Here is a 19,661-nt window from a genome sequence, read left to right as displayed (position 1 = left end):
CCGGTAAAATCCCGGATGTGATGCTCACCGAGCGCGAGAACGAGCTCGGAGAGCTCACCACCCGGGCGGACCAGGCGCGCGCGGGACGGGGCGGGGCGGTCCTGGTGTGCGGGGAATCGGGGGCGGGGAAGACCGCTTTCGTGGAGACGTTTCTCGAGCAATGGGGTGGCGGCGAGCGGGTGCTGTGGGGTGCGTGCGATCCGCTGTCCACGCCGCGGCCGCTGGGTCCGCTGCACGATCTGGCCGGGCATTTCGACACCGGCACGCGGGAATTGCTGAGCGGTGGGGATCAGTCGTACGACATTTTCGCGGCGGTGTTCGAAGCGCTGCGGGCGACGCCGACGGTGCTGGTCGTGGATGATCTGCAATGGGCCGACCAGGGCACCATCGACCTGTTCCGGTTTCTGCTGCGGCGGATTCGGCAGACCTCGCTGCTGCTGGTCGGGATCGCTCGCGATGACGAAGTGGGGGTGAGTCATCCGCTGCGCGGGCTGCTCGGCGATATCGCGCGCTCCGCACAGGCGCACACGCTCACCGTGCCGCCATTGAGCTTGGCCGCGGTGACCACGCTGGCCGGGGACCGGGCCGTCGACCCCGCGTGGCTGCACCGGGTGTCGGGCGGCAACGCGTTCTTCGTGACCGAGATGCTCGACCATCGAGGCGGCGACCTGCCCACCACCGTGCGCGATGCCATCCTGGCGCGCACCGCCGGATTATCCACCTCCGCTTGGGATCTGCTGCATCTGCTCACCTGCGCACCGGGCGCCATCGCCGATCATCTGCTCACCGATCTGGGCGTCACGCTGCCCGCGCTGCGCACCCTCGACGAGGCCAAACTCATCAAACGCAATGACCGCGGCGTGGCGTTCCGGCACGACCTGTGCCGGCTCGCCGTCACCAGCGTCATTCCGCCCGGCGCGGAACCGAGCCTGCATCGGCGCTTCATCGCCGCCCACTACGCCTCCGGCCATCCGGACCCGGCCGTCATCACCCACCACGCGCTCGGTGCCGGTGACCGTGAGCTGATCACCAGCGCTGCCGCCGAAGCCGGGCGGGTCTCCGCCCGTTCCGGGGCGCACACCCAGGCCACCGAGTTCTTCCGCCTCGCACTCGAACAGCACAATCTCCCTGCGGCCACCGAAGCCGACCTCCTCGAACTGCTGGCCGCCGAGTACTACCTCACCGATCGCCTGGACGATGCGATCACGTCCTGCCGCAATGCCATTCGACTGCGCGAAGCAATGAACACCGCACCGGCGGTCAGTGCCGACCACCACTCCCTCGCGGTCTACGAGTGGTACAACTCCAATCGCGCCACCGCCGACGACCATGTCGCCGCCGCTATCGCTGTCCTCGAAAACGACAGCGCGCCAACCACTCCCGCACAGGCCGGCCATGCCATCGCCATGCAGGCTTTCCTGGCCGCCCAATCCACCCGGCTCGACGACGCCGCCGATCTCCTCGCCCGTGCCCGCGAAATAGCCGATGCCGCAGGCGATCCCCTGCTCCACGTGCGCATCGACATCATCACCGGATGGTGCGCGGTGCTGGCCGGTAAACCCACCGCCCGCACCGACCTGCTGACTCTGCTCGCCGCCGGCCCCCGCCATATCGACGAAATCTATTCCAGCGGCTACACCCATCTCACCTTCTTCGACGTGGAACAACGCCGCCTCACCGCCGCCACCGAACTCCTCGACACCTGCCTCCCCCTCATGGTCGACAACGACCTGCCCGTCTGCCGCGTAGTGCAACTCGGCTCCCGCAGCCGTTTGAAACTCCTCACCGGCGACTGGCAGGGCGCCCTCGCCGACGCCGATGCCGTCCTCGACGGCCCCAGCGCCCCTTTGGCCCGCGGCTGGCCCCTCCTCATCCGCGCCCTCATCGCCCTGCGCCGGGACGGCGACGACCACGGCGCGATAGACGAAGCCTGGACCCTGGCCCGCCGCTACGACGAACCCATCCGCACCCTCCCCGTAGCCGCCGCCATAGTCGAAAAGTGCTGGCTCACCGGCACCCCCGATACCCGCCTAGACCACTGCCGCACCCTCTACGACTCCGTTCCCGCCCTCGGCCTGGAATGGGCGCGCGGCGAATTGGCCAGCTGGCTCACCCGCATCGGCGACCACCCCGACACCACCACCGTCGCCACCCCCTACCACCTGCTGGCCACCGGCCACCACCAAGCCGCCGCCACCGCCTTCGATTCCCTCTCCACCCCCTACGACGCCGCCCTGGCCCTGGCCGACTCCGCCGAAACCCCGTCCCTCCGCAAAGCCCTCGACACCCTCGACCGCCTGGGCGCCACCGCCGTGGCCGCCAAACTCCGCCGCACCCTCCGAGCCACCGGCGCCCGGGACATTCCCTCCCCCCGCCGCCCCACCACCCGCTCCAACCCCCTCGGCCTGACCACCCGCCAACTGGAAGTCCTCCGCCTGCTCGAACAAGGCCTGACCAACGCCGAACTGGCCGCCCACCTCTACCTCTCGATAAAAACAGTCGACCACCACGTCTCCGCCATCCTCACCAAACTCCAAGTGTCCAAACGCCGAGACGCAGTCCGCCGCGCCAAAGAAGCCGGCATCCTCCCCGAACCCCGCTGACCCCCTTCACTTCTGAAACCGATGATTCGAATGCGGGCGACCGGGTGGAGTTTGGGTTCCTGGGTGTTGTTCGCGAGTTCCGGGCCGTTGGCCAAAGGGGTGATGGACGCGGGGTGGTCCGCGGGGGCGGTGGCGGCCGTGCGGATCGGGGTGGCGGCGGTGCTGTTGGTGGCTGTGGTCGGGGTGGTGCGGCCGGGGGCTTTGCGGTTTCGGCGGGGGGATCTGTGGGTGGTGGGCGGGTACGGGGTGTTGGGGGTGGCGGGGGTGCAGGGATTGTTTTTTGTTGCGGTGCAGCGGGTTCCGGTGGGGGTGGCGATGGTGCTGGTGGGGTTGGCGCCGGTGCTGGTGGCGTTGTGGGTGCGGGTGGTGCGTGGGGTTCGCATGGCAGGGGTGGTGTGGGCGGGGGTCGGGGCGGGGGTGGTGGGATTGGGAATGGTGGCGGAAGTTTGGCGGGGCGTCGGGTTGGATTTGGGCGGCATGGCGGCCGGGGTGGGGGCGGCGGTGTGTTCAGCCGGGTACTTTCTGCTGGGGGAGCATGGAGCGCGGAGGTTCGATGCGATGGGGTTGACGGCTGCCGGGTTATCGGTCGGGGCGGTGGTGTCGGTCGCGGTCGCCGCGCCTTGGGCGGTGAGTGGCCGGTTGCTCACCGCGCCCGCGGTATTCGGGGATCGGCAGGTGGCGGTGTGGGTGGTGTTGCTGGTGCTGGCCGTGGGTGGGACGGTGGTGCCCTATTTGGCCGGGCTGTACGCGATGCGGGAGTTGCCGGTGGCGGTGGCGGGGGTGTTGTCGGTGGTGGAGCCGTTGGTGGCGGCGGGGCTGGCGTGGTTGCTGCTCGGGCAGGGGCTCGGGGTGGTGCAGATGGTGGGGGCGGTGATCATGATTGCGGGGGCTGCCGCGGTGCAGATCGCTGTGCCGCAGGATGTTCCGGCGGCCGGGCAGGAGGTCAGTTCAGGCCGAGGACGTGGGTGAGCCAGGGGTTGAGGAAGACGCCTTCGGGGTCTTGGGCGGCTCGGATACGTTCGAAGACTTGGAAATCCGGGTACAGCGGGGCCAGCTCGGTGTGGGTCAGGGTGAAGACCTTGCCCCAGTGCGGGCGGACCGTCGCGGCGGCGGAGCGGATTGCCTCGGTGGCGGCGGTGAAGTAGGGGTGGGGGTCGAGGGCGTGGTGTTGCATTACGTCGATGGTGAGGCTTTCGCGGCGGAAGTTGTTGCTGAGGGGGAGATTTCCGTCGCTGCCCACGAAGCGGAGGGAGATCACGAAGCCGGCCAGGAAGGAGGCGGGGCGGGAACCGATGGCGGTGTGCAGGGCGGTGATCGCCGATTGCCAGGCTCGGACGGGGACGGACCATTCCATTTCGAGGTGGCGTGGGGGTAGGTCGGGGAGACTCAGGCAGCGCCAGGAGGTGTCGGCGGGGCCGGTTCCCGGCTTGCGGCCGCGGGCTACGAAGCTCAGGGCGGCGGGGGTGGTGCGTCTGGGCAATAGGTGGGCGGTGGTGGCGAAGAGGGCTTCGCCCAGGTGGCGGTCGATCAACGTCCCGTGGACCCAGCGGCTCGCGCGGTACGAGAAGTCCTGGGGCGCAGGCGGATCGTCGGTGGGGATGTCGGTGACACATTCGACGATATCGGTGTAAGGGAAGTAGTAGAAGCGGGCGTAGGGGTGGGTGCGGGCGATGGTTTCGCCTTCGGTGAGGAACTGCTCGACCGAGAGGATGCGGCGGACGGGGCGCAGAGTGAAGGCGCGGACTACCTCCAGTTCCACTTCCAGGAGGATGCCGAGGGCGCCCAAACCGATACAGGCGCAACGGAACAGGTCGGATTGATCCGGGTCGTCGCGGGTGACGGTGGTGACGGTGCCGTCGGCGTTCAACAGCTTCAGCGACACCACGAGCGAGCTGAGCGAGCCGACGTGGATGCTGGCGCCGTGCGTGCCGGTGCTGATGGCGCCCGCGATGGTCTGAGCGCGAATCGCGCCGACGTTCACCAGCGTGCGGCCCCGGGCCTCGAGCGCGTGCAGCAGCGCGTCGATGGTGATACCGGCTTCGACGGTGACGGTGCCGACCGCCGCGGGCATGGCCGGATGCGGACGTTCGACATCGTAATTCCGCACCGCGAGAACACGATCGAGCCGATCGAGCAGCACCAGTCCAGCCTCATCGGCGGGGACGGCGATGTCGTTGAAACTGTGCCCGGAGCCCGCGGCCCGCAACCGGCGATACCGCCCGGAGCGGACGGCATCGATCAACTCCGCCTGGGTGGCGGGCCGCAGGACGGTGACGCCGGGCCGCGCGAGACTCGTGCGCGGACCCCAGGTGCGCAGGCCGGTCATCTAGGCGCGCCGCCAGTCCACCACGACGCGATTGCCGGGAAAGCTCGCGATCAACCGCAGGTTCTTGTCGTCGATCTCGTACTGCCGCTCGATATCGGTCCCGTCCCAGTCCGGCAGCCCGGCCAGCTCGGCGTGATGGATCACGGTGTCGCCCAACACTTCCCAGGTCCCCGCGTACACCACCGTCCGCAACGCCGACACCCCGAGCCGCAGCAGCCCGGGCAGCTTCGGCAGCGTGAACAGCACCCGCGCCAGCCCATCACGCGTCGCGAACTCGTCCGGCTGCGCCCCCAGTTTCGGCCGCCCTTCCGGCCCGATCATGCAGTGCACGAACCCGGATTCGGTGTAGGTGATGAACCCGATCGGCTGACTGCCCAACGGCTCGGCGACCGACCCGTCGGCACGTTCCTGACGCAGCGACAGCAGTTTCCAGGTGCCGACGAAATCCGGCGGGCGATGAGCGTTCACGGCCGCCAGTGAAACGGCGCACCGGGAGCGGCCGCCAGTGCCGCCGCCGAGTCTGGCCGACCGGATCAACACCCTGACGCCATCGGCCAATCCGGGAACCCGATCGCGCTGCGACGCTGGGGACCGGAGAGAGGGAACGGGGTTTTGACGCACGTGGATTACGACTGGATCGTGGTGGGTTCCGGGTTCGGCGGCAGTGTGAGCGCGCTGCGCCTGGCCGAGAAGGGCCATCGGGTGGCCGTGCTGGAAGCCGGTTACCGCTTCAACGCGCAGGATTACGCCGCGAGCGCCGCCGAGCTGCGCCGCTACTATTTCGCGCCCCGCCTGGGCCTGCGCGGCATCGTCCGGACCACGCTGTTCAAGGATGTGCTGATCGCGACCGGCGCGGGCGTCGGCGGCGGCTCCCTGGTCTACGGCAATGCGCTCTATCGCGCCCAGCCCGGTTTCCTGCGGCACCCGCAGTGGGCGCACCTGGCCGACTGGGAGCGCGAACTCGACCCGCACTACCGCACCGCCGAGCAGATGCTGGGCGTGACCCCGTACGACGCCGACACCCCGGCCGGTGACCTGCTGCGCGCGTACGCGCACGCGAACGGCCTGGCGGACAAGCACACTCGCAGTAATGTCGCGGTGTTCCTGGGCGAGCCCGGCAAAACGGTCCCGGACCCCTATTTCGCCGGCGACGGCCCGGACCGCACCGGCTGCACCCGCTGCGGTTCCTGCCTGATCGGCTGCCGCTACGACGCCAAGAACACCCTCGACAAGAACTATCTGTGGTTCGCCGAACAGCGCGGCGCGGTGGTGCGGCCCGAGTGCACGGTCACCGATATCCGCCCGCTCGGCGACGACCCCACCGGCGGTGCGGGTTACGCGGTGACGACGGTCCGCACCGGCCGCTGGTTCCGGCGCGAAACGCAGACCGTCACCGCGCGCGGCGTAGTCCTGGCGGCGGGCGCACTCGGTACCGTGCGGCTCCTGTTGCGCTGCAAGGGAAACGGCGCACTCCCCCGGCTCTCGGATCGAGTGGGCGAGCTGGTACGCACCAACAGCGAGACGGTGCTGGTGGTCCGCACTCCGGACGAGACCCGCGATTTCACACACGGCGTCGCGGTCATGTCGGACTATGCCCCGGACGCCGACACCCACATCCAGCCCGCCACCTACGGTCGCAACAGCGATGTCATGTCCCTCATGACAACGCCCGCCGTCACCCGTGGCGGCCGCGCCACCCGCCCGCTGCACTTCCTGCTCGACACCCTGCGCGACCCGGTGCGTTTCGCCCGCGCCAACCGCATCCGCGGTTCGGCCGCGAAGTCGATCGTGCTGACCACCATGCAGGCCCACGAGAACGCGATGGCGCTGCGTGTGCGCTTCCGGCTGCCCGGCGGCCGCCCGGTCCTGACCACCGAACAGGACCCCGCCAACCCGATCCCCACCTATGTCGAAGCCGGATACCGGGCCGCGAACTGGATCGCCGAACACACCGGCGGGGTGGTGAAAGCCGCTGTGCCCGAAGCGATCTTCTCGATACCGAGCACCGTGCATATTCTCGGCGGCGCCCCCATCGGCGCCGATCCCCAGACCGGCGTGATCGATGCCCGCCACCGGGTCTTCGGCTACCGGAACCTCCTGGTCGCCGACGGTGCGGCCCTGCCCGCCAATGTCGGCGTGAATCCGAGCCTGACCATCGCCGCCCTGGCAGAGCGCGCCATGAGTTTCGTCGATCCCGCCCCGAATGCCGCTGCCGCACCGCCCATCCGCTTCGGCCCGGCGCCGTCCTGAACGGCGCGGCGGATTCGGCATATCCGATGGCGCGATCTGCCATGCCGCGAGCAGCCCGGAAATCCTACCTTCGAAGATGCGGGGCGAGTGCCGTTTTGCATCGATGACGATGAAGGGAATCCATATGGGTAGGCCGCAACACGAGGTGGTGATCGTCGGCGCGGGGTTCGGCGGGATGGGAGCCGCGATCCAGTTGCGGCGGCAGGGCATCGACGACATCGTGATCCTGGACCGGGAGCAGGATCTGGGCGGCACCTGGCATGTGAACCGGTATCCGGGCATCGCGGTGGATATCGCGTCGGTGACGTATTCCTTTTCGTTCGAACCGAATCCGAATTGGTCGCGCATTTTCGCGCCCGGTTCGGAGCTGAAGAGCTACGCCGATCATGTGGCCGACAAATACGATCTGCGCCGCCTCATGCGGTTCGGGGTGTCGGTCGAGGGCGCGCGCTGGGACGCCGAACAGCGGCATTGGGTGATCACCACCGCGGCGGGCGAGCAGCTCACCGCGCGCTATCTGGTCACCGCGACCGGGTATCTGTCGCAGCCGCGCGATCCGGAGATCGAGGGCCTGGATACCTTCGCGGGCACGGTGATTCACACCGCGAACTGGGACGGCTCCTACAACCCGGCGGGCCGCCGCATCGCGGTGATCGGCACCGGCGCGACCTCGGTACAGCTGGCCCCGGAGCTGGCCCGTACGGCCGCCGAATTGACCGTCTACCAGCGCACCCCGATCTGGGTGGTGCCCAAGATCGACGCGCCGATTCCGCCGGCTCTGCGCGCGGTGTTCGCGAAAGCGCCCGCCACCCAGCGCCTCATGCGCACCGCGAACACCGGTCTGCTGCAAACGCTGATCGCCGCGCAGCTGCACTACCGCCGATTCAAGTTCCTGAACAAGACCGCCGCCGCCATCGGCCGCGCTCACCTGCGCATGCAGGTCTCGGATCCGGCGACCCGCGAAAAGCTCACGCCGCATTACGAATTCGGTTGCAAGCGCCCCACCTTCTCCAATCAGTACTACGCCATGTTCGACCGCCCGAACGTGCGCCTGGAGACCACCTCGATCGCCCGCATCGAACCCGACGGCATCGTCACCACCGACGGCAACAAGATCATCATCGATACCTTGGTGCTGGCCACCGGGTTCAGCCTGTGGGAGACCAACTTCCCGGCCTTCGAGATCATCGGGCGGGACGGCCGCAATCTCGGAAAGTGGTGGCGGGAGAACCGTTTTCAAGCGTACGAGGGCGTCACGGTGCCGCATTTCCCGAATTTCATCGGGCTGGCCAATCCGTATTCCTTCAATATCCTGTCGTACTTCTACACCATCGAAGAACAGATGGGTCATCTGAAGCGCCTGTTCGAACAGCTGGCCAAACGCGGCGCACAGGTTTTCGAGGTCACCGAGCAGGCCAACGACCGGTATCTGAAGCGTATGACGGAACTGACCGGCGAGAGCATCCTGATCAACCCGACCTGCCAGACGTCGAACACCTATTACCTGGACCCGAACGGGGATCCGTCGCTGGTGCGGTTCGGCGCGAACGCCGCGGTGCTGAAGAAGGGCCGCTTCCCGATCGAGGATTACAGCTACGCCTGACCACACACGAGAACGGCCTGCGCATCCGAGCGCGGGCCGTTTCTCGTTCCGGGTGAATTCAGCGCCGGGTGTTCATCAGCACCGAGATACCGCCGTGCACCAGCACGGTGTCGTCGACGGCGAGGCTCGGCACATTGCCCGTGGCCAGGTCCGGTTTCCCGTCCCCGTTGAAATCGGCGGCGGTGATGGAGTTGGTGCCGATGATCCAGCTCGACCCGTTGTAGCCATCGGGCCCGGCCAGATTCGCGACGGCGGCGCCCGGCCCGGTGTGATTGGTGAACACGCTCACCCCGTAACCCGGAACCGGGAAATCATTGTTGACCGCGATATCCAGGGTCCCGTCCCCGTCGTAATCCGCGATGGCGATGCCTTCGGTCACCACGCCCATGGTGCCGTGCGCCCGCGTCACCTCACCGATCAGATCACCCACGATGTCCTCACCGAACTCCGCGACCGGCGCACCGGGCGCGGTCCGGTTGAGCCGCACCGTGAATCCGCCCGCGGTCCGCGAGACGATCATGTCCAGTCGCCCGTCGCCGTCGAGATCGGCGAGCTGGGCATCGGTGCTGGTGACCACCCATTCCTCGGTGATATTGAAGGTCGGGGTCAGCGATCCGGGCGCGGTGGTGTTGATCAGCACCGCCACATTGCTGGTGGTGGTATTGGCGACGATCGCGTCGACCAGGCCGTCATTGTTGATATCGCCGACCGCCAGACCCTCCGCCACACTGCCGCCCAGGAATTGCGTCGGCGCGGTGAAACTGATCGGCCCGCCCGGCGCGGTGGTGTTGAGCAGCACCGAGATGCCGAGCCCGAACGGAATTCCGCCGTCACCGGTCACCAGGTCGAGTTTGCCGTCGCCATTGATATCGGCGGTGTGCACCAGCGACGGGAACGCCCCGGTGGCGAAATCGACCGGGGCCGCGAAGTCGGCGGTGGCCGAACCGGCGGGCGTCAGATTCCGCAGAATCGACACCCCGTTGGCTCCGGTATCGAAGAAATTGGAGGTGATGATCTCCGGCGCACCGTCGCCGTCCAGATCCGCCGTTTCCACCGACAGCGTGCCGACGCCCGCCACGAACTGCTTCGGATCGGTGAACGACGGTGTGGGCGAACCTGTTTCGGTGGTGTTCAACAGCACCGAAACCCCCTTCAAGCCGAGCGCGGTACTGCCGTTGACGGTGGTGGATCCGGCGTTCGCGGTCACGATATCGGGCTTGCCGTCCTGATTGACGTCCGCGCCGCGCGTCACCCACGGCGCGGTCCCGGTATCGAAGTAGTACGGCCCGGAGAACTGGGTACCGGCGCCGCCACCCGAGCCGGACGCCGGAGCGCCGGCCGCCTGCCCGCCGGCGAGTGTCGCACCCGCGACCATCGCGGCACAGACCAAGACATGAGACCTCATGGCACGGACACTATGGCGCGGAGGAACTCCGGCAATTGTCCCGCTCGGCCAATGGCGTCGAAAATCAACCCTTTGGCGATCTGCGCCATGACCGCCGTCAGATTCGCCTCATACGGTCGATTCGTCATCGGCCGAAACAGAGGAAGCGATTTGTACACGAACAAGACCGGGCTGCGCCGCCTGTGCGCCGCGGGCACCGCGCTGACCCTGGCATTGGGTGGCGCGGCCACCGCCGGGGCCGAGCCGCTGTCCTCCGGATCAGCGTCGGGTTCCAGCGGACCCAACCCCATTTTCCACGAATCCGTGCAATACAACGTGGGCGGTCTCGGCCCCGGCGTGGGTTCGCAGACCATGGCGACCGGCGATTTCAACGGCGACGGTTTTCCGGATGTGGCGGCCACCGGTCTGGTCGACGGCGTCGGCATTCTGTTCGGCGACGGCACCGGGCGCTTGCGGCGCAACCAGTTCGTGAACACCGAAGTCGGTGCGAACGCGGTGGCGACGGCCGACCTGAACGGTGACGGGCGCCCGGATCTGGTGGTCGGCGACTTCCTGAGCCTGGCCGTGCTGATCAATGACGGGCACGGCGTATTCCACGTCGACCGCACCTATTCCACCGATTTCAATCCGAATGTCACCTACCGCACCGGCGGTATTCCGTTCGGCGTCGCACTGGCCGATTTCGATCGGGACGGCTCGGTCGATCTGGCGTTCAACAGCCTGCTGCCGGTGCCCGGCGGGGTGGGCATCATGCACGGCGACGGCCAGGGGCATTTCGGGGCGCCGCAATGGTTCGGGGTCGGCATCTCCAAGGCGAGCGTGCTGACGGGCGATGTGGACAATGACGGGTATCCGGATCTGGCGTTCCACGATCTGGCGACCTCCGGTGTGTGGATCATGCTGAACGATCGCAATGGCGGATTCGGCGCTCCCCGTTGGAATCTGGCGACGCTGCCGAGCGAGGACCTGAAACTCGCCGACGTCGATGGTGACGGCAATCTGGATTTCGTGACCGCCAATATCGCGGGGTTCAGCGCGGCCGTGCACTACGGCGACGGGCACGGGAATTTCAGCGGGCCGAACCTGGTCGGACCGGCGATCGCGCCGTGCGCGGTGGCCATCGGCGATTTCGACGGCGACGGCATCAACGATATCGCCGCCGGCCAGTATTTCCCCTCCACCGCAATGATTTTCAAGGGTGACGGGCGGCGCGGCTTCACCTATGCCGAACAGCACACCATCGGCCTGGGACCGCAGGCCGCCGAAGCCGTCGATCTCGACAATGACGGCCACGTCGACCTGATCACCATGAGCAGCCTGTCCGAGGACGTCGCCGTGCTCATGAACCGTTCCGCGCAGAGAGGCTGAACCATGCGGAAATCCATTCCGTCCGTGCTGACCGCGTGCGGCGGCATCATCGCCGTCGCCGCCACCCTGGGCGCGCCCGAGGCCGACGCGCTGGAACCGACGCTGTCGTGGGGCACCAGTTTCGGCGGCACCAGCATCAACCATTTCACGACCGTGCCCAATGGCGCGGTGTTCGACGGCGATATCGGCACGCTGCAACCGGCCATCGCGCCGGGCGTGCTGGGACTGCTGGCCGACGCCACCCCGTTCGACGACAAATGCGCCACCGCACAGCTGGTCTTCTATCCGAAAAACGGTGCGCCGGAGACGATTCCGGTCGGAACGGCGTGCGGCGGCGGCTTCCCGTACCTGGTGGTGGCGCGCCGCCCGGCCGGTGAGTACGCCGAGATGTGCGGTGTGGTGAGCGTGGCCGAACAGCGCACCGAGACCTGCTTCCGCTTCCCCAACGATTGAGAGCCGCCCCGATGAACAAGACCTCCACCCGGCTGCTCACCGGGTTGTTCGGCGCGGCCCTGGCCGTGACCGTCGCGCCCGCCGCCACCGCGGAACCGGCCGATCCGAATCCGTCCGCCGCGGTCGTGGAAGCGCCGAAAACCAATGCGCCGCCGCTGCTTCCGCCGTTCAACTTCAATGCCAATATTCTCGGCTTCGATTTCAAGCACACCAATCAGTTCCCGGCCGGGGTGACCTTCGACGGCGCGGTGTGGGCCTTGAATCCGGACTGGAATGTCTTCCTGCTCGGCTGGCTCGCCGATATGGCCCCGTTCATCGACGTGAACTGCGCCGAGGGGTCGATCGTATTCGAGACGAAAACCGGTGAGCAGGAAGTGCATCCGCTGGCCACCCAATGCTCCAACGGCTACATCTTCGGCTTCCTGAGTCAGCGCCCGGCCAAGGACTACAAGTCGATCTGCCTGTCCTCGGCCACCGTGGGCGACCGCGGTTCACGGGCCTGCTTCCGGTTCATCAACTGAACCGGCGAGTGCCCGCCACGGTGGGCGTGAGGTGTCAATGCGGTGGCCACAAATGTCCTCGGACAAGGGATTTTCGCGCCTTAATCTCGGCGTGAGGCTCGGGAATCGCGGGCGGGACTTCCGTTCCCGCCATTCCCGGCCACCGACGATCAATGATGTTCGACCGCAGGAGGATCGGGTGCGTCAACCCCGTCGTTTGACCAAAGCCGCCTTAGCCATGGCCACGGCGGTATCGCTGTCGGTCGCCGGCGGGGCGCTGGCCGGGGCCGAACCGGCCCCGCCGCCGGATCCGAATCCGGACAATTCCTATATGTTGCAGCAGGTCAGTGACCTGTTCACCGGCATTCTCGGGGGCACGCTGCGCGACCTGACCACGCCGGGCATGCTGGAGTACCTGGTGCGGGCGGGCATCACCGATATCACCGGGAACTGGCAGGGCGGGTTCGCCGATCTGGCAAATCCGGCCACCTACACCGGACCCGATTCGCAGCAGAAGATCGCCGCCGCCGCGCAGAAGGCGTGGGATCTGCTCGCGCATCTGGAAGGGCTCGGCGTGAATTTCCCGCCGCACCCGGACTATCTGCCCGACTGGAACAATGACGGCCGCTTCGGGCTCGCCGACAATGCCTCCTCGCCGGTATCGGATGTCGCGCTCGACGACGTGTACGACAATCCGGCTTTCATGTCGGCCAAGTTCCGCTACCCGTGCCTGAATTCCGACGGCAGCGTGTTCTACGAAACCCGCTCCGGCTCGTGCGTGGCCGGCGATACCGCGGGCGCGGACTTCAAACTCGGTGAGGTCCACAAGATCCAGATCGTCGGCAATCGCGGCATTCCCATGTCGGCCATGGTGTGGCTGCCCGAGGGCGCGGCCGAGTCCGGTCAGAAGTATCCGGTCGCGTACGGCATGCCGGGCGCGGGCGAGACCATGAACCACATCGCCATGTACACCGAAACCTATGTGCGCAACGGGTTCATCGGCGTCACGGTCTCCCAGGTCGGCCAGCCCGACAGCCCCGGCACCGCGCTGGACATGTTCCTGCCCCAACTCACGGTCCCGGACTGCTTCTCTCCCTCCACCTGCTGGGCCGCGCAGGACGGCATCCGCTGGGTGGCCGGTGACGACATCACGCCGATCGTCGACCTGCACAACGAGCTCAACAATGTGCTGATGGTGCCCCGTCTGGTCCGCAAGGATCCGGCGTACGCCCCCGTGGGCGCGAACCAGCGCAATCCGTGGATCGATCTGATGGACACCGAGCACATCAATGTGTACGGCCAATCCATCGGCGCGGTGGGCGTTTCCAGCTATCTCGACTGGCAGCGCAAGGGGCACGGCTGGGACGGGCGGCCGCTCCCCCGCGTGTCCTCCGCCTCCTTGATGTCCGGCTTCCAGCAGATGGGTTCCGACGTTCCGGTCCAGATGCAGACCGCCGACTTCGACATCCCCGGCCTGTCCACCTATGGCATCACCAACTTCTATCAGCCGCTGTTCAACCCCACCGACGGTCCGTTCGGCACCGCCGACAAGTACCGCAATATGCTGAATTCCGGTTCGACCGCCGCCCTGCAGTGGATCAACATCCAGAGCGGCAGCCACGGCGATTCCATCAACTGGCTGGGCGTGCCCCGCAATGTGAAGTCCCCCGCCATGTCGGTCCGCTATTCGGCCGCCTGGTTCAACTGCTACGGCCGCGCCGACGCCCGCCAGGATGCCTGCGACAGCCTGTTGCAGAGCGATGACGCCTTCTCGCGCGCCTTCGCCAGCGAGTACGCGCCCGAGGGCGCGGCCGGCCCGAACTGGTGCCTGCGCGTCCCCGACCGCCCGTCCATCGCCCTGGCTTTCCGGCCGGAATGGCTGGTGGACGCCCTCAACGGCCACAACCGCTACACCTGCACCCCGCAGAACTGACCCGAACACACAGGGGGCCGGTAGACCGAAAGGTCCACCGGCCCTTGCGCTGTCCGGCACAGTGCCGAATCAGGCGAGCGAGCGCGCCGCTATTGCGGGGCGAAGCGGTCGACCAGTTCGTCCACCCGGCGCAGCAGCGGAGTGGGGACCAGGCGGTCGACCATGGTGGCGATGTTCTCGGTGTCCATGAAGCGCGCCGCCAGCCGCGCGCCGGCCGGGGAGAGCCGGGCCGCCGTGCAGGCCAGCCGGGATTCGAAGGGCGTGGGGGCGATCGCCGGGTTTCGGGCCGCGATCTGAACTATGTTGCGGCCCAAGCGTTCCGGGCTGCGAGCCACCAGTTTGGCGGCCAGGACCGAGACCCCTTTCATGCGGGAGCTCATTTCGGTCTCGATGCCGACCATTTGCGCCGACGGGTAGAAGCCGGTGTTGATGAAAGCCGGAAGGACCGCCGTGACACCGACTTTGGTACGCGCGAATTCCAGGCGCAGGCATTCGGTGAGCATCTGCGCGGCCGCCTTGCTGGTGCAGTAGGGGGTGCTCAGCGTGATGGGGATGACCGCGGCCGGGGAAGTGACATTGAGAATGCGCCCGCCCTGGCCGCCGTCCACCATCTGGCGGCCGAACAGGCGGCTGCCGTGCACCACGCCCCAGAAATTGACGCCCATGATGCGATCCCAGTCGGCCGCGGAGTGACCGAGGAACGGGCCCGCCGTGGTGAACCCGGCATTGTTGACCAGGACCGTCGAAATGCCGTGGGTGGCATGGACGTCGGCCGCGAAATCGGCCATGGCGGTTTTGTCGGAGACATCGACCGCATAGGGGAAGGCGATACCGCCCTCGCGCTCGATGAGGGTGCAGGTGGCTTTGGCGCTGTCGGCATTGATATCGCTGACGATGACGCGCGCGCCCGCCTGAGCGAATTCGCGGGCGCTGGCGCGGCCGATACCGCTGCCCGCCCCGGTGACCACGACGAGTTTGCCGGTGAATTTGGACATGGTTGCTCCTGGGAAAAGCGGCGGCGGGTCAGACGTTCACGCCGTGATTGCTGCGCTTGGGCATGCGTTCGGCGACTTTGCGACCGGCCTCGAGCAGGGCGGGCTGTTCGGTGAGGCGGATCAAGCGGCTGGGGTCGGGGGTGGCGGCCACCGTCATGACAGCGCGCACCAGGCCCGGGAAATAGCGGGCGATGGGCCAGGACAGGCGGGCTTCCAAGCGGATCGGCTCCACCGCGATGTTCTTGCGGATGGCGTGCACGATCTGGCGGCCCGCCTTGTCCGGGTGCATGCCCAGGAAGGACATGCCCTTGGCGACGATCTGCTTACCGAGGTCGATCTGCTCGTCCCCGAAGGCGGCCGCGCGAGTGGATTCGGCGAGGTTGGTGGAGATCAAGCCGGGGCAGATGGCGGTGACACCGATACCGTGCGAAGCGAATTCGGCGCGAATGCACTCGCTGAAATGCTTCACCGCGTATTTGCCGATGCTGTACGGCGCGGTATACGGGGCCGGTCCGAATGCCGCCATGGAGGCGATGTTCACCAGATGACCGCCCCGGCCACGGTCCACCATCTGCTGCCCGAAGACGCGGCAGCCGTGGATCATCGCCATCAGATTGATGTCGATAATGCGTTCCAGGTCCTCCAGCGGAACGTCGAGGAACGGGCCACCGACGAGGATGCCCGCATTGTTGACCACCACATCCGGCACCCCGAACTGTTCGCGCACCTGCTCGGCGAAGGCCTCCAGGGCGGGAGTGTCGGCGACATCGAGCCGGAACGCCTCGGCTTTGCCGCCCAGGGAACGGATTTCGGCGACAGCGTCGTTCGCGGCATCGAGATCGATATCGGCGATGATCAGGGTGGCCCCGTGCGCGGCGAGGGCTTTGGCGGTGCCGCGGCCGATACCGCTGCCACCTCCGGTCACCACGGCGAGTTGCGGATTGAACGGTTTCATGGGCGGCACTGCCCCTTTCGTGATTCGCCTACGCGGCGGTGATGCGGTCACGGCTGTTTCCACCTAGCCGGCGGTCCCGCGGACCCGGCCGGGCAGGGCCGCGTACCGGTAGTCGTCGAGTGGGAAACGCCGGTTGCCGCGCCGGGCTTCGAAGAAGCCCGAAGGGCGGATGTAGGTGGTGTCGCCCTGGGAGTTGCGGTAGTAGGTCGGGACGTGTGCGTTGAGGTCGGCCAGGTAGAAGCGCAGGGCCTCGGCCTTGCGGTGGATCCGGCGGTGATAGGCGTCGGCCACCTCCTTGCGCACTTCCACCGAGGTCGCGCCGCGCCGCCGCGCTTCGGAAATGGCCCGCACCGCATGGTCGGCCGTCATCTCCACGAACGCGTGCCAGCCGCTGCCGGTCCACGAATACGGTCCGACCAGGGTCCACCGGTTCGGCAGCCCGGGCAGCGAGACGCTCTGATACGACTGGAGTCCGTGCTCGGCGTAGAACTTGCCGAGATCGAACCCGTCGCGGCCCACCACGGTGCCGGGGCGGTAGGTCTCCGGATCGGAGAACACCTCGAAACCGGTGGCGAAGACGATCATGTCGAATTTGTGCTCCACCCCGTCGGTGGTCTCGAGGCCGCGCGCGGTGACGGTGGCGATGGGTTCGGTGACCAGGCGGACATTGTCGCGGTTGAAGGCGAACACGTAGTTGGACATGGTGGGGCGCTTGGCGATCGGCCCGTAGTCCGGGCTCAATCGATCGGCGGTGTCCTTGTCCTTCACCACCAGGTGCAGATAACGCCGATAGCCCGCGATGGCGGCCCGGTCGAAGGCGCGCAGGGTCGGCTCGACCACGCCCATGGGCAGGGACGTGCCCGCCCGCAGCAGCGCGTCGACCACGACCAGCACCGCACCGTGCCCCGCCGCGACCACGCCCGGAATCGCGAAGATCCGTTGCAGCGCGGGCGGAACCGCGACATCGGGTTTGGGCACGGACCAGACGGGTGTGCGCTGGAACACCGCGAGCTCGGCCACCTGCGGTGCGATGGCGGGCACGATCTGCACCGAACTGGCCCCGGTGCCGATGACCGCCACCCGCTTGCCGGTGAGGTCGTAGTCGCCGTCCCAATCGGTGGACTGCTGCACCTTGCCCTTGAACTTGCTCGCGCCCGGAATGCCCGCGAACTTCTTGGGTCGCACGAACGCGCCGATCGCGCTGATCAGGAAGCGCGCGGTAATGATCTCCCCGCTGTCGGTCTCGAGGTTCCAGCAATGGTTGCCCTCGTCCCATTCCTCCCGCACCACGGTGGTGCCGAAGCGCAGATGCGGGTACAGCCGAAAGCGCCGCGCCACCGCGGCGTGATACTCGCGGACCTCCGCGCCGTACGGAAAGAACCTGCTCCACTTGGGATTCCGGGCGAAGGAGAACTGATAGGCCAGGGCCGGTACATCCACCGCGATGCCCGGATAGTGGTTCTCCTGCCAGGACCCGCCCACGTCCTGGGCGCGCTCGATGATGACGAAATCCTCGATACCGGCCTTGCGCAGTTTCACCCCGGCGGCGATGCCGCCCGGTCCCGCACCGATCACCGCGACCTCGAAATCCGGCCGGAATGCTGTAGTCATGCGAATTCCTCTGTGTTCCTGTGGTTTTCCGGTCAGCTCGCGGCTTCGACGAGCGCGGGCACGGGCGCGGCGATCTTGCGATACCGGTACACGCCGGGTGGGAAGTCGCGGGCGCGCCGCTCGGCCGCGAACACGCCGCCGACCATCGGGAACGGGAACTCGCCCTGCGAATTGCGGTAGTAGGTATTGGTTTTCGCGTTCGCCGCCGATCGCGCGAAGTACGGCGAGAACAGGCGCCGCACCGCCCGGTACTGCTCGGCGTGGAAGGCGTCGTGCACGTCCTGCCGTACCTCCATGGCGGTCATCCCCCGCTCCCGGCACAGGCTGATGGCGTGCACGGCGTGGTCGGCGCCCCGCTCGACGATCTCGTGCCAGTCCACCGCGTACCAGGAATACGGTCCGGACAGCATGAACCGATTCGGCACCCGTGGCACCGAAACGGAATCGAACGCCTGCATGCCGTGCTCGCGCCAGAAGGCGGCGAGATCGAAACCGTCGCGGCCGACGATCTGCCCGAGCTGGTAATCCAAAGGCTCCGAATACATGTCGTGCCCGGTCGCCATGACCACCATGTCGAATTCGTGCGCGACGCCCGAGCCGGTGACGATGCCGGTCTCGGTGAAGTGATTCACCGATTCGGTCACCAGCTCGACATTGTCGCGATTGAACGTGGGCAGGAAACGGCTGTTGGCGGTGGGGCGCTTGACCAGCGGACCGTAGGCGGGCATGAGCGCGTCCCGGTTCCGCTTGTCGCGCACCCGGGTGAACAGATAGCCGCGGTACAGCTGCCGGCAGGCGGCATCGAAAGCGCCGGTCGCCCGCTCGTACCCGGCTTCCGAAACCTCCGCGCGCACCGCCAGTTCGGAAGCGGCGTCCACCACCGACAACACCGTGCGGCGCAGCGCGGGCACCAGTCCGGGAATGCGCAGCAGCGGGCGGATCGGGGCCAGGCGCGGATTGGGGCGCGGCAGGCACCAGGGCGGGGTGCGCTGGAAAACCGTCAGCGAGCGCACCTCCGGTGCGATGGCGGCGATGATCTGCACCGCGCTGGCTCCGGTTCCGACGATTCCGACCCGCAGGCCACGATGTTCGAGCCGCGGATTCCAGCGTCCGGGACGCTGCACGATTCCGCGATAGGAATCCAGGCCCGGGAAGGGTGCGTCCTTCGGGGTGATGAACGGGCCGACCCCGCTGATCACGAAGCGCGCGGTCAACTCCCGGCCGTCGGCCAGGTGCAGCCGCCAGTAGTGCGCGGCATCGTCCCAGACTTCCCGCAGCACCTCGGTGTTCACCCGGAAATGCGGTCCTAGGCCATTCTCGGCGGCGATCCCCAGGTGATACGCCTGTAGTTCCGCCCCGGAGGGGAACAGCCTTGTCCAGTCCGGATTCGGCGCGAAAGTGAACTGGTAGAACAACACCGGCGTATCCACGCTGATGCCGGGATACACGTAGTGCTGCCAGGTGCCGCCCGGGGCATCGGAGCGGTCCAGGATCACGAAGTCGTCGATCCCCGCCCGTTTCAATTTCATGCCGGCGGCGATACCGCCCGGTCCGGCGCCGATCACCACCACCTCGTGATCGGGTTCCGCCGCTGTCAGATCGTCCGCCATGGGGCGTCCTCCTCATCGAGAACCGCTGCCCGCCAGTGAATTCGCGGCA

The 19,661-nt window shown here is 67.5% G+C and carries 15 protein-coding genes; 8 read left to right on the top strand and 7 right to left on the bottom strand.

The window, feature by feature from the left end:
• Nucleotides 1–20 precede the first annotated feature (20 nt).
• Both LTV02_RS39190 and LTV02_RS04105 read left to right on the top strand, forming a co-directional pair.
• Nucleotides 21–2,603, top strand: coding sequence for an ATP-binding protein (locus tag LTV02_RS39190; RefSeq protein WP_269821643.1), 2,583 nt, complete (start codon nt 21–23; stop codon nt 2,601–2,603).
• 63 nt (nt 2,604–2,666) lie between these two features.
• Nucleotides 2,667–3,572 carry an EamA family transporter gene (locus LTV02_RS04105; RefSeq protein ID WP_233038592.1) on the top strand — a complete coding sequence of 302 codons (906 nt, stop codon included), beginning with the start codon at nt 2,667–2,669 and terminating at the stop codon, nt 3,570–3,572.
• On the opposite strand, the gene LTV02_RS04100 is transcribed toward LTV02_RS04105, so the two are convergent.
• Nucleotides 3,547–4,929 carry a D-arabinono-1,4-lactone oxidase gene (locus tag LTV02_RS04100; RefSeq protein ID WP_233038591.1) on the bottom strand — a complete coding sequence of 461 codons (1,383 nt, stop codon included), beginning with the start codon at nt 4,927–4,929 and terminating at the stop codon, nt 3,547–3,549. The two genes, LTV02_RS04105 and LTV02_RS04100, sit on opposite strands and share 26 nt — an antisense overlap.
• Nucleotides 4,930–5,397, bottom strand: a complete 468-nt coding sequence (locus LTV02_RS04095; RefSeq protein WP_233038590.1) for a lipocalin-like domain-containing protein — start codon at nt 5,395–5,397, stop codon at nt 4,930–4,932.
• A 153-nt stretch (nt 5,398–5,550) separates the two neighbouring features.
• Between LTV02_RS04095 and LTV02_RS04090 the strand changes: the two genes are divergently transcribed.
• Both LTV02_RS04090 and LTV02_RS04085 read left to right on the top strand, forming a co-directional pair.
• A complete protein-coding gene (locus tag LTV02_RS04090) occupies nt 5,551–7,179 on the top strand; it encodes an FAD-dependent oxidoreductase (protein WP_233041469.1) in 1,629 nt (542 codons plus the stop codon).
• Nucleotides 7,180–7,303: 124 nt separating this feature from the next.
• Nucleotides 7,304–8,782 carry a flavin-containing monooxygenase gene (locus LTV02_RS04085; protein ID WP_233038589.1) on the top strand — a complete coding sequence of 493 codons (1,479 nt, stop codon included), beginning with the start codon at nt 7,304–7,306 and terminating at the stop codon, nt 8,780–8,782.
• 58 nt (nt 8,783–8,840) lie between these two features.
• Here the strand turns inward: LTV02_RS04085 and LTV02_RS04080 are convergent, their stop codons facing one another.
• Entirely contained in the window at nt 8,841–10,187 is a 1,347-nt protein-coding gene (locus LTV02_RS04080; RefSeq protein ID WP_233038588.1) for an FG-GAP repeat domain-containing protein, read from the bottom strand.
• Nucleotides 10,188–10,337: 150 nt separating this feature from the next.
• Between LTV02_RS04080 and LTV02_RS04075 the strand changes: the two genes are divergently transcribed.
• The 4 genes from LTV02_RS04075 to LTV02_RS04060 all read left to right on the top strand — a co-directional run bounded on the left by LTV02_RS04075 (nt 10,338) and on the right by LTV02_RS04060 (nt 14,441).
• A complete protein-coding gene (locus LTV02_RS04075; protein ID WP_233038587.1) occupies nt 10,338–11,555 on the top strand; it encodes an FG-GAP repeat domain-containing protein in 1,218 nt (405 codons plus the stop codon).
• Nucleotides 11,556–11,558: 3 nt separating this feature from the next.
• Nucleotides 11,559–12,008, top strand: coding sequence for a hypothetical protein (locus tag LTV02_RS04070; RefSeq protein ID WP_067707285.1), 450 nt, complete (start codon nt 11,559–11,561; stop codon nt 12,006–12,008).
• An 11-nt stretch (nt 12,009–12,019) separates the two neighbouring features.
• The gene (locus LTV02_RS04065; protein WP_067707277.1) at nt 12,020–12,529 is read left to right on the top strand and encodes a hypothetical protein; all 510 of its coding nucleotides are present in this window, start codon (nt 12,020–12,022) and stop codon (nt 12,527–12,529) included.
• A 178-nt stretch (nt 12,530–12,707) separates the two neighbouring features.
• Nucleotides 12,708–14,441 carry a hypothetical protein gene (locus LTV02_RS04060; protein ID WP_233038586.1) on the top strand — a complete coding sequence of 578 codons (1,734 nt, stop codon included), beginning with the start codon at nt 12,708–12,710 and terminating at the stop codon, nt 14,439–14,441.
• Between the two features lie 89 nt (nt 14,442–14,530).
• Here LTV02_RS04060 and LTV02_RS04055 read toward each other — a convergent pair whose 3' ends face one another.
• The 4 genes from LTV02_RS04055 to LTV02_RS04040 form a co-directional block, all read right to left on the bottom strand.
• A complete protein-coding gene (locus tag LTV02_RS04055) occupies nt 14,531–15,436 on the bottom strand; it encodes an SDR family NAD(P)-dependent oxidoreductase (RefSeq protein WP_233038585.1) in 906 nt (301 codons plus the stop codon).
• Nucleotides 15,437–15,464: 28 nt separating this feature from the next.
• The gene (locus tag LTV02_RS04050) at nt 15,465–16,391 is read right to left on the bottom strand and encodes an SDR family NAD(P)-dependent oxidoreductase (protein ID WP_233038584.1); all 927 of its coding nucleotides are present in this window, start codon (nt 16,389–16,391) and stop codon (nt 15,465–15,467) included.
• Between the two features lie 63 nt (nt 16,392–16,454).
• Entirely contained in the window at nt 16,455–18,002 is a 1,548-nt protein-coding gene (locus LTV02_RS04045; RefSeq protein WP_233038583.1) for a flavin-containing monooxygenase, read from the bottom strand.
• Nucleotides 18,003–18,034: 32 nt separating this feature from the next.
• Nucleotides 18,035–19,612, bottom strand: a complete 1,578-nt coding sequence (locus LTV02_RS04040) for a flavin-containing monooxygenase (protein WP_233038582.1) — start codon at nt 19,610–19,612, stop codon at nt 18,035–18,037.
• Nucleotides 19,613–19,661: the final 49 nt, after the last annotated feature.

Origin of the sequence: Nocardia yamanashiensis (genome assembly GCF_021183565.1) — a bacterium.
GTDB classification, from domain to species: Bacteria; Actinomycetota; Actinomycetes; order Mycobacteriales; family Mycobacteriaceae; genus Nocardia; species Nocardia yamanashiensis.
The sequence above is the reverse complement of the archived record's forward strand: the minus strand, read 5'-3'. Positions and strand labels throughout refer to the sequence as shown.

Bases quoted from the DNA above. Each gene is read 5' to 3' on its own strand.
- LTV02_RS39190 (WP_269821643.1), top strand. From the start codon at position 21: ATGCTCACCGAGCGCGAGAACGAGCTCGGAGAGCTCACCACCCGGGCG.
- LTV02_RS04100 (WP_233038591.1), bottom strand. From the start codon at position 4,929: ATGACCGGCCTGCGCACCTGGGGTCCGCGCACGAGTCTCGCGCGGCCC.
- LTV02_RS04085 (WP_233038589.1), top strand. From the start codon at position 7,304: ATGGGTAGGCCGCAACACGAGGTGGTGATCGTCGGCGCGGGGTTCGGC.
- LTV02_RS04080 (WP_233038588.1), bottom strand. From the start codon at position 10,187: ATGAGGTCTCATGTCTTGGTCTGTGCCGCGATGGTCGCGGGTGCGACA.
- LTV02_RS04070 (WP_067707285.1), top strand. From the start codon at position 11,559: ATGCGGAAATCCATTCCGTCCGTGCTGACCGCGTGCGGCGGCATCATC.
- LTV02_RS04065 (WP_067707277.1), top strand. From the start codon at position 12,020: ATGAACAAGACCTCCACCCGGCTGCTCACCGGGTTGTTCGGCGCGGCC.
- LTV02_RS04055 (WP_233038585.1), bottom strand. From the start codon at position 15,436: ATGTCCAAATTCACCGGCAAACTCGTCGTGGTCACCGGGGCGGGCAGC.
- LTV02_RS04050 (WP_233038584.1), bottom strand. From the start codon at position 16,391: ATGAAACCGTTCAATCCGCAACTCGCCGTGGTGACCGGAGGTGGCAGC.
- LTV02_RS04045 (WP_233038583.1), bottom strand. From the start codon at position 18,002: ATGACTACAGCATTCCGGCCGGATTTCGAGGTCGCGGTGATCGGTGCG.
- LTV02_RS04040 (WP_233038582.1), bottom strand. From the start codon at position 19,612: ATGGCGGACGATCTGACAGCGGCGGAACCCGATCACGAGGTGGTGGTG.